Annotated in this window: 7 protein-coding genes; 4 read left to right on the forward strand and 3 right to left on the reverse strand. The window is 51.8% G+C overall.

Annotation, left to right across the window (positions count from 1 at the left end):
- From ABYT30_RS11735 to ABYT30_RS11750, 4 genes are all read left to right on the forward strand, one after another.
- Nucleotides 1-810: M23 family metallopeptidase (locus tag ABYT30_RS11735; protein ID WP_373096621.1), on the forward strand; the 810-nt coding region annotated here is incomplete at its 5' end.
- The gene (locus ABYT30_RS11740) at nt 768-1,157 is read left to right on the forward strand and encodes a polymer-forming cytoskeletal protein (RefSeq protein ID WP_373096623.1); all 390 of its coding nucleotides are present in this window, start codon (nt 768-770) and stop codon (nt 1,155-1,157) included. The genes ABYT30_RS11735 and ABYT30_RS11740, both read left to right, overlap by 43 nt.
- 149 nt (nt 1,158-1,306) lie before the next feature.
- Entirely contained in the window at nt 1,307-1,882 is a 576-nt protein-coding gene (locus ABYT30_RS11745; RefSeq protein ID WP_373079735.1) for a PhnA domain-containing protein, read from the forward strand.
- A 129-nt stretch (nt 1,883-2,011) separates the two neighbouring features.
- On the forward strand, nt 2,012-2,869 hold the full coding sequence (locus tag ABYT30_RS11750; protein WP_373079789.1) for a PA4780 family RIO1-like protein kinase: 858 nt from the start codon (nt 2,012-2,014) through the stop codon (nt 2,867-2,869).
- Nucleotides 2,870-2,915: 46 nt separating this feature from the next.
- Here the strand turns inward: ABYT30_RS11750 and ABYT30_RS11755 are convergent, their stop codons facing one another.
- From ABYT30_RS11755 to ABYT30_RS11765, 3 genes are all read right to left on the reverse strand, one after another.
- A complete protein-coding gene (locus ABYT30_RS11755) occupies nt 2,916-3,626 on the reverse strand; it encodes a hypothetical protein (RefSeq protein ID WP_373079737.1) in 711 nt (236 codons plus the stop codon).
- Between the two features lie 214 nt (nt 3,627-3,840).
- The gene (locus tag ABYT30_RS11760) at nt 3,841-6,297 is read right to left on the reverse strand and encodes a TonB-dependent receptor (RefSeq protein ID WP_373079739.1); all 2,457 of its coding nucleotides are present in this window, start codon (nt 6,295-6,297) and stop codon (nt 3,841-3,843) included.
- A 394-nt stretch (nt 6,298-6,691) separates the two neighbouring features.
- The coding region (locus ABYT30_RS11765; RefSeq protein WP_373096625.1) for a TonB-dependent receptor at nt 6,692-8,623 on the reverse strand (1,932 nt) is incomplete at its 5' end.

Raw genomic sequence — 8,623 nt, forward strand, 5'->3', positions numbered from 1 at the left:
TTTCTTTCCTATAAGCTCGATAGCTTAAACGGCGAGGTTCTCGAGTTACAAGCCTACCAAGCTCTAGTTAAGGAAAAGAATGAGAGCTTATTGCATCAGCAAAAGCTCCTGCAAGCCACGGTAGAAGAAAAAGTCGCCGCCTTGTCGGTAATGAGCGATGAACTGGGCACCATTGAAACCATGATTGGCTTGAGCCCTGAGCCTGAAGCCGCACTTTATCAACGCTTAGATACCGCCAGCCAAACCGCGTCTGAAAAGCGCTTCATGCTCAGCACCATCCCCAGCGGCTACCCCCTTGCCGATGCGCATGTTACCAGCCGGTTTGGTATGCGTAACCACCCAGTACTCGGGCGTATGGCGCTGCACGGCGGTGCGGATTTGCGGGCCAGTATTGGTACGCCAGTTTATGCCACGGCCGACGGTGTGGTGGAGTGGGCGGGTATGAACAACAATGGTTTTGGGCGGATGGTTAAGTTGAATCATAATTTTGGCTTTACCACCCTATATGGTCATCTCAACAAAACAGCGGTAAGTCTCGGTGACTATGTTAGGCAGGGCGATTTATTGGGATATAGCGGTAACACAGGGATGTCCAGTGCGCCCCACCTGCATTATGAGGTACGGCATTTGCACCGGCGTTTAGCTCCTGGGCCCTTTATGGAGTGGTCTTGGGAAAATTACGACGTACTTTTTACTCGCGAGGAAAAAATAAAATGGGATTCTCTGGCAAAATCACTAAGAAAACAGACAATAGCCCCCGAACGACGGTGGTCGCAGCTGGTACCACCCTTATCGGCGACGTCAAGCTAAGCGATAATTTTCACCTCGACGGCGTCATGGAAGGCAAGCTGAACTCAGAGGGCGATGTGACGATTGGAAGTAGTGGTCGCTATACCGGGGATGTCAGCGCCAAGCGCGTATTGGTTAGTGGGATTCTTGATGGCAAGGTGGATGCCGACCGTTTGGAAATTGTTGCTTCAGGTCAAGTGAGCGGTGAAATCAAAGTGCGGGAGCTGGTTATTGAATCCGGTGGTCAGTTCATTGGTGCAAGCCAAGTGAAAAAGCACGATACCCCCCAGCTGCGCTCAGTCGAAGAGTCCTCAGCGGTTGCGACGGACGCGAAGCCGAGTAACGACTGGGAAAATAAAACGGCCTAAGTATTTTTATTGCCAAGCGCTGTAGTAGCAGTGCTTGGCGATAAACTCCTCACTCGAAACGTAAAGGAACCACTTTCACGGGCATTTTTAGGTCGTTTCTCATTGCTATTGCCCGTAAAATACCTCGCTTTTAGCGTGGAATCGCAGTTATGAACACCGAACAGGCCTTGATGCAACGCAGCGACTCCAAATGTGAGCTGTGTTCCTCTGCTGAGCATTTGGCGGTATTTCCAGTGGCGCCCTACGACGATGCCGATGCCGAGCGCTGTGTGATGAGCTGCCAGCTGTGCAGAGAGCAATTGGCTGACGGCAGTGAGCTGGATGTGAATCGCTGGCACAGCCTGAATGACAGTGTTTGGAGCGCTATCCCCGCCGTGCAGGTACTGTCGTATCGCCTGCTTACGCGCTTGAGCGATCAGCCGTGGGCTCAGGATTTATTGGAAATGGTCTATCTCGACGAGGAGACTAAGGCCTGGGCTATAGCGACTGAGGCTGCTCCCAGTGATGATAGCGAACCGTGCCTTGACAGTAATGGTGCGCGCCTCGCCGCGGGTGATTCCGTGGTGCTGATTAAAGACTTAGATGTTAAGGGCACCAGCTTTGTTGCTAAGCGCGGAACCCCAGTGCGCAATATCTCGCTTACCAATAATCCTGAGCATATTGAAGGCCGGGTAAATGGTACGCGCATTGTCATTATCAGTGCCTTCGTAAAGAAAACCAATTAAGCTTTATCCGTACTCGTTCTGAATGTAGCGTTGATCGCCTAAATTGGCGTGGCCGTTTACAATGAGCTTAACGGTGCTGATTTTCAGCTATTATTCAATGGTCTTGATCCAGACCCCAAAAAGGGCGCAATGAAAACACCCAAACGTATCCAGCCGCTGATTGATGATGGCATTGTTGACGAAGTGCTGCGGCCCCTAATGAGCGGCAAAGAAGCGGCGGTCTTTGTCGTGCGCTGCGGCGACGAGATTCGCTGTGCCAAGGTCTATAAAGAAGCTGCGCAGCGCAGCTTTAAACAAGCGGTGCTGTATCAGGAAGGTCGTAAAGTCCGTAACAGTCGCCGTGCGCGCGCCATGGAGAAAGGCTCTAAATTTGGCCGTAAGCAACAGGAAGACGCCTGGCACAATGCTGAAGTCGACGCCTTGTACCGTTTGGCCAAAGCCGGTGTGCGGGTGCCGCAACCCTATGGCTGTTTCGATGGCGTGCTGCTTATGGAGTTGGTGACCGACGAAGAGGGTGGCGTTGCACCGCGGTTAAATGACGTGTCAATGTCAGCAGAGCAAGCTATAGAAGACCATGCTGTGGTAATGCACTACGTCAAGCTAATGCTCTGCGCCGGGCTAGTGCACGGCGATTTATCCGAATTCAATGTCTTGGTTGATGAATACGGCCCAGTGATAATTGACCTACCCCAAGCGGTGGACGCTGCGGGTAACAATAACGCCCAGAGTATGTTGGCGCGGGACGTCAACAATATGACCGAGTACTACGGTCAATACGCGCCGGAGCTCCTGCAAACCCGTTACGCGGATGAAATCTGGGCGCTGTATGAAGAGGGCGAACTCAATGAAGACACCGAGTTAACGGGCTTGTTTGAAGACAGCGGCGAAGCCGCCGATGTCGATGCGGTGTTAATGGAGATAAAGGCTGTTATGGAAGAAGAAGCCGAGCGCCGCGAGCGGATTCGTGAGGCTAATGAGGAAGATTGAGGCTTGATGCTAAAGCGGGCGCTGCAGGCTGGGCGCCCAGAATAAATCAAAATCGTTTGACGATATTTAAGCCTTTTTGGCCAAACCTGAGTGTCAGGGTGCCGTCGCTGCTGCGGCTCAATTCGCTTAAGTCGCGATGCTTTATGCTCAGTCCCGCCAGTTTTTGTTTGCCTTGCTGCCCCCAGGCGTGTTGTGAATCACTGGTCTTTTCTAAGACTAATTTGCCCGAGATAAATTTTTGCCAGAGGCTTGGCTGATTTTCATCGGCGGCAACATTGCAGCTGCCCGCCATCATCCACGCGGTCACAGCTGCGGCGCTAATTAGTTTCTTTTGCAGTTGTAGCCAGCTTGCCAAGCGGACTGGGGTGAGCAGCTGCTGTTCAATCAGCACCTCACCAAGACGGCGATGTTTGCTGCTGTGCTCGGCTAATGCAGTGTCGAGTTGCTGTTGGGTGATTTCGCCGTTTTCTATAAGAAGTTGGCCAAGACTGAGCTGCAAGGTTTGCGGCATGCTGCCATCGGGCTTTAGTACTTGCGCGTGTGTCGAGAGCTTTTTTTGCAGGTTCAGAATTGCCTTTTTTTCGACTTCACTGAGTTCACTGCGCTGTACGAGGACTTCGCCAAGGAGGCGGTGACTCCATCGCTGGGTGCTTAGGGCCTGTTGTAGGGTGCCAGTGTGGATGAAACCACCAGACACTAATAATTGGCCAAGAGAGATCGGGCTGGGATTGATGTTCCCACGTTTTTGCTGACTCATAGATTTTTGGCTCCTATTCCGGCTCTGGACCAGAATGGATGAATACACTGATGACCATAATGCCTATATTGCGCAGAAGCTTTCAATACGTAGATATCGCAGCTTAATCGTGGTGTTTGGGTGTGGGGTGGTGTTGCAGAGGAGTTTAGTGCTAGCTAACAAGCGCGTTCCTGCGCGCTTATTAGCTTCGGCGTCAGTTACCTGACACAAATAATTAGAAGCGGTAAGTTGCTTCAGCGCCAAAAGTACGGGGCTGTCCACCGAGGTAATTGTCGTGGCCAAAGCCGGCTTGCAGATTAATGCCGTAGACATCGTACTCTTCATCAGCGAGGTTTTTACCCCACACTGACACGGTGTAGCTGTCGTCTGAGGCGTGCCAGCTTACTCTACCATTGAAGACCCAGTAAGCTTCCTGGCTGATTTGACCGTAGCCATTTTTATCGTTGTAGGCGCTAAACCACTGGTCGTCTTGGAAGTTGGTGTTGGCGTTGATACTCAGGTAACCCGCTTCGGTAATCAGGGCGTCGTAGTCTAGGGAGATGCTGTAATTCAGCTTTGGCGCCAATATTAGTTCGTTGCCGCTTAGGTCAACACGGTCGTCGGCGTCGGCGATGGTTTCGGTATTGGCGAGGGTCAGCTCAGTGTATTCAGTCTCTAAGTAGCCAAGGCCAATTTGCACGGTTAGCCGCTCACCAATTCGCGCCCACAATTCTGCTTCGAAACCTTGGATCGTTGAGCCGCCAGCATTTTCGAGGAAGTTGGAGAAACCAACGACGTTGATAAACTGTTGGTTGGTGTAATCGTAAGAAAACAATGCGGCGTTCAATCGCATAGTATTCTCTAGCAAGTCAGCCTTAAAGCCTAATTCCAGTGCCTCAATGTATTCTGGTGAGGCGTAGGCGGTTTCCAGCGGCCGAGCTAGATAGTAGGCGCCACCGTTATAGCTGCCCGCGCGGTAACCGCGACTGGCACTGGCGTAAACCATGATGTCTTCGTTTATGCGATAGTCAGCGCCGAGTTTACCTGTGAACTCGGCTTCATTGGCTTCGAGCTCGGGTGCAGAATCCAAGGTATAGGGGCCATGGGTATAGCCTGCATTGGTATACGTTTGCAGCTTAGTTGGGTCAGTTATCAAATCAGTTAGCTGTGACTGTGACAGTGGGGCGGAGATGTAGGCTTCATCAACACCGGTTTCATTGCCGGGCACATAGGTGCCTCGTGGGCTGCCATCGTAGCCAATTCGTGAGATGTTGAAGTATGACAGTGTGCTGTCATCTTTGGTGTAACGCAAGCCAAGGTCAATGCCAAAGCGGTCTGTTAGGTCAAAACGCATTTGCGAGTAAATTGCGGCGCTGGCCTTTTGGGTTTCTAGGCGCTGGTCGAGTATCCCGAAATCCAATAGGAAGGGGTACTGCTGGGAAGTGTCTGGCTTGGCAAAGCCCACACGAAGATCTGGTGTGGTTTGGAAGACACTGTACAGATTGTTCATGTACTGATCTTCGGCGCCGTAATAAACGCCGGCAATGATATTAAAGACGCCGTCGAATTCAGAGGAAAAGCGCAGGTCTTGGCTATAACCAACGGTGTCGGATGACCATGTAATAGTGAGCATGTCGTCGGGTGAGCCGTCGGTATCGGCCTTTTGATAATAGTCGGCGTCGTAGTATGACGATACCGACGTAATCGAGTAGTTGTCGCCGGCAAAGGTCAGGGTAAGGCCCGTGATCGTGGTGTTAGTGATAAGCGCACCGACTTGATTGGCTTCAGTTTCATTGAAGTCCAAGTTGCGTGAACCGCGTGAGTAGCCGGTGTAGTCGATAAAGCCGTTGGAGTCGCCTTCCATGCCGCTGCCACGCAGGTCGGTGCGAGCTTCGTTGCGGGCCGGGGTGCTCAGCGCATCATTGCCGGATACGGTGTATTTGAATACGGCATCCCAGGCATCGTTAGGAGCGAAATGGAGGGCCAGACGACCGCCTTGGAAATCGGTTTGAGCACCGTTTTCGTCGCGACCCACAATTTCGGCATAGCCGTCGTCGCGTTTGAAGCTTACCGCGGCACGTGCGGCGAGTATGTCGTTTATTACTACACCTTCGACGCCAGCTTCGGCCGTCGTGGCGTTGTAACTACCCACGCCGAGTTTGATGAAGTTGTTCGGCTCATCACTGAATTGCGGCGTGCGGGTAATGATATTTATGGCGCCACCGGTGGTGTTCTTGCCGTAGAGGGTGCCTTGGGGGCCACGTAGTACTTCAAGGCGTTCGATGTCAAAAAAGTTAGCGCCGTGGCTGTAAACCGGTGCTAAATAGGTCTCGTCTACGTAGACACCAATTGGACTGGCTTGGTTGGAACTGTAGTCAGACATGCTGACGCCACGGATCGAAAAGATCGGCTGAATGTCGCCATAGGGGCCACTGACTTGCATGTTGGGAACCTGCGCCGCGATATCGCTGGCGTTCTCAAAGCCGTATTTGTCCAGCTGGGTGTCGGTCATGCCGGTAACGGCTACCGGGATATCCTGAGTGCTCTGGCTGCGCTTTTGCGCCGTAACCAGTACTTCTTCTAGCATTGCAGCAGTCGCAGTATTGGCTGTGGTGGCGGCAATGGCCAAATACAGGCTGTTTCGCAATAGCGCTTTACGCGCGCACGAGGACGAAATAGGGCGTTTTTGCATGGGCAAATGATCCTTCCAGTTGGTACAAATATTGTTTTTGTTATTGAGCAAAGTTGCAGTATGTGGACAGTACCTAAGTTTACAGTGAATATATTGGCATTTGGCGACAAACCTTTGTGGCAATAATCACTGTAATGCGCCCGCATAAGTTTGCGGCCATTACCGAGCTTAACCTATTCTTGTGAAAACACATTGTTTTGAAAGGGTTTTTTGAAATGTCGGTGTTCAGGCCTGCCGCTAGGACAGAGTATTGCTTATACCTGCATTGCGCTTGCTGAAATCGACTTATAAAACGGTACGTTTGCTTGAGGCGGATGATGGGCTGGGTATCAACGTCAGTAGTAAGTGGTGTGGAGCAGGCCGCGTCCTTGCGTGGCCTGCTTCCGAAGGGGGCTTAGAAACGATAAGTGAATTCAGCACCGTAGGTCCGCGGTGGGCCGGCGAGATAGTTATCGTGACCGAAGCCTGCCTGTAGATTGATCGCGTAACTATCGTACTCTTCGTCCATTAGGTTTTTTACCCACAGTGACACTGAGTAGCTGTCGTCGGCGGCGTGCCAGCTGGTTCGAGCATTGAACAGCCAATAGGCGTCTTGGCGAATGGCGCCGTAGCCGTATTGATCGTTGTAGGCGCTATACCACTGGTCATCTTGGAAGTTGCCATTTAGGTTGGTGGTTAGGTAGCCCGCTTCCGTGACCAAAATATCGTAATCCAGCGAAATGCTGTAGTTCAGTTTGGGTGCTGAGATTAGCTCATTGCCGCTTAGGTCAACCCGATCATCTGCGTCAGCAATGGTTTCGGTATTGGCTAGTGTCAGCTCAGAGAACTCGGTTTGTAAGTAGCCGAGACCGATTTGCACAGTGAGCTTTTCGGTTACACGCGCCCACAATTCAGCTTCTGCACCGGCAATTTGGGAGCTACCGGCATTCTCTAAGAAGTTAGAGAAACCGACTACGTTGATAAATTGCTGGTCGGTGTAATCGTAGGAGAATAGCGCTGCGTTCAAGCGCATGCTGTTGTCGAGGAGATCGGCTTTGAAACCGATTTCCAGTGCATCGATATACTCGGGCGACGCATAAGCGGTCTCAATCGGGCGGGCGAGGTAATATGCGCCGCCATTGAAGCTGCCGCTGCGGTAACCGTGACTCGCACTTACATAAACCATTACATCTTCGTTTATACGGTAGTCAAAGCCAAGTTTACCAGTCCATTCAGCTTCGTTAGCCTCGAGTCTGGGGGCTGAGTCCAGCGTGTAGGGGCCGTGGGTGTAGCCCGCATTAAGGAGGTTTAGCAGCAGCGTTGGGTCGCCAAGTATGTCTATGAGCTGTGACTGTGACAGCGGTAGCGAAATATAGGCATCGTCGACACCAGTGTTGTTGCCGGGAACGTAAGTACCTCTTGGGCTGCCGTCGTAGCCGACCCGAGAGATGTTGAAGTAGCTTTGCTCGCTGCCGTCTTTGGTGTAGCGCAGACCTAAATCCATGCCGAAGCGATCGGTAAAATCAAAACGCATTTGCGAGTAGGCCGCTACGCTGGTTTTTTGGGTTTCCATGCGCTGATCGAGCATGCCGTAATCCAGTAAAAACGGATACTGCTGGGCGGTGTCCGGTTTTGCGACGCCGACCCGAACATCTGGTGGGGTATCAAAGATGTCATAGATATTGTGCATATATTGATCTTCATAACCAAAATAAACGCCGGCGATGATATTGAATATGCCATCGAACTCCGACGAGAAGCGCAAATCTTGACTGTAACCGATGGTGTCGGATGACCAAGTGATCGTTAGCAAATCATTTGGCGAGCCATCGGTATCCGCTTTTTGGTAGTAGTCGGCGTCATAGTAGGACGATACCGAGGTGATGGAAAATTTATCGCCGGCGAAGGTGACGGTTAAACCGAGAATTTCGGTATTAGTAATCAGAGCGCCAACCTCATTGGCCTCGGTCTCGTGAAAATCTAAGTTGCGACTTTGGCGCGAGTAGGCGTTGTAATCTGAATTTGGCGCGCCGAGCAGATCGGTGCGGCCTTCATTTCGCGCCGGTGTGCTGAGGGCGTCATTGCCGGACACGGTGTATTTCAAAACGGCGTCCCAAGTGTCGTTGGGGGACAAATGAAACGCGAGGCGAGCACCTTGAAAATCCGTTTGCGCGCCATTTTCACTGCGCCCGACAATTTCAGCGTAACCGTCGTCACGTTTAAAGCTTAATGCGCCGCGTGCGGACAAAACACCATCAATAAGCTGGGTTTCGGCGCCAGCTTCAGCGCTCGTTGCGTTAAAGCTTCCCGCGCCGAGTTTGATGTAACTGCTGGGCTCGTCATCAAA

This window comes from Zhongshania sp. (assembly GCF_041623545.1).
GTDB lineage: Bacteria > Pseudomonadota > Gammaproteobacteria > Pseudomonadales > Spongiibacteraceae > Spongiibacter.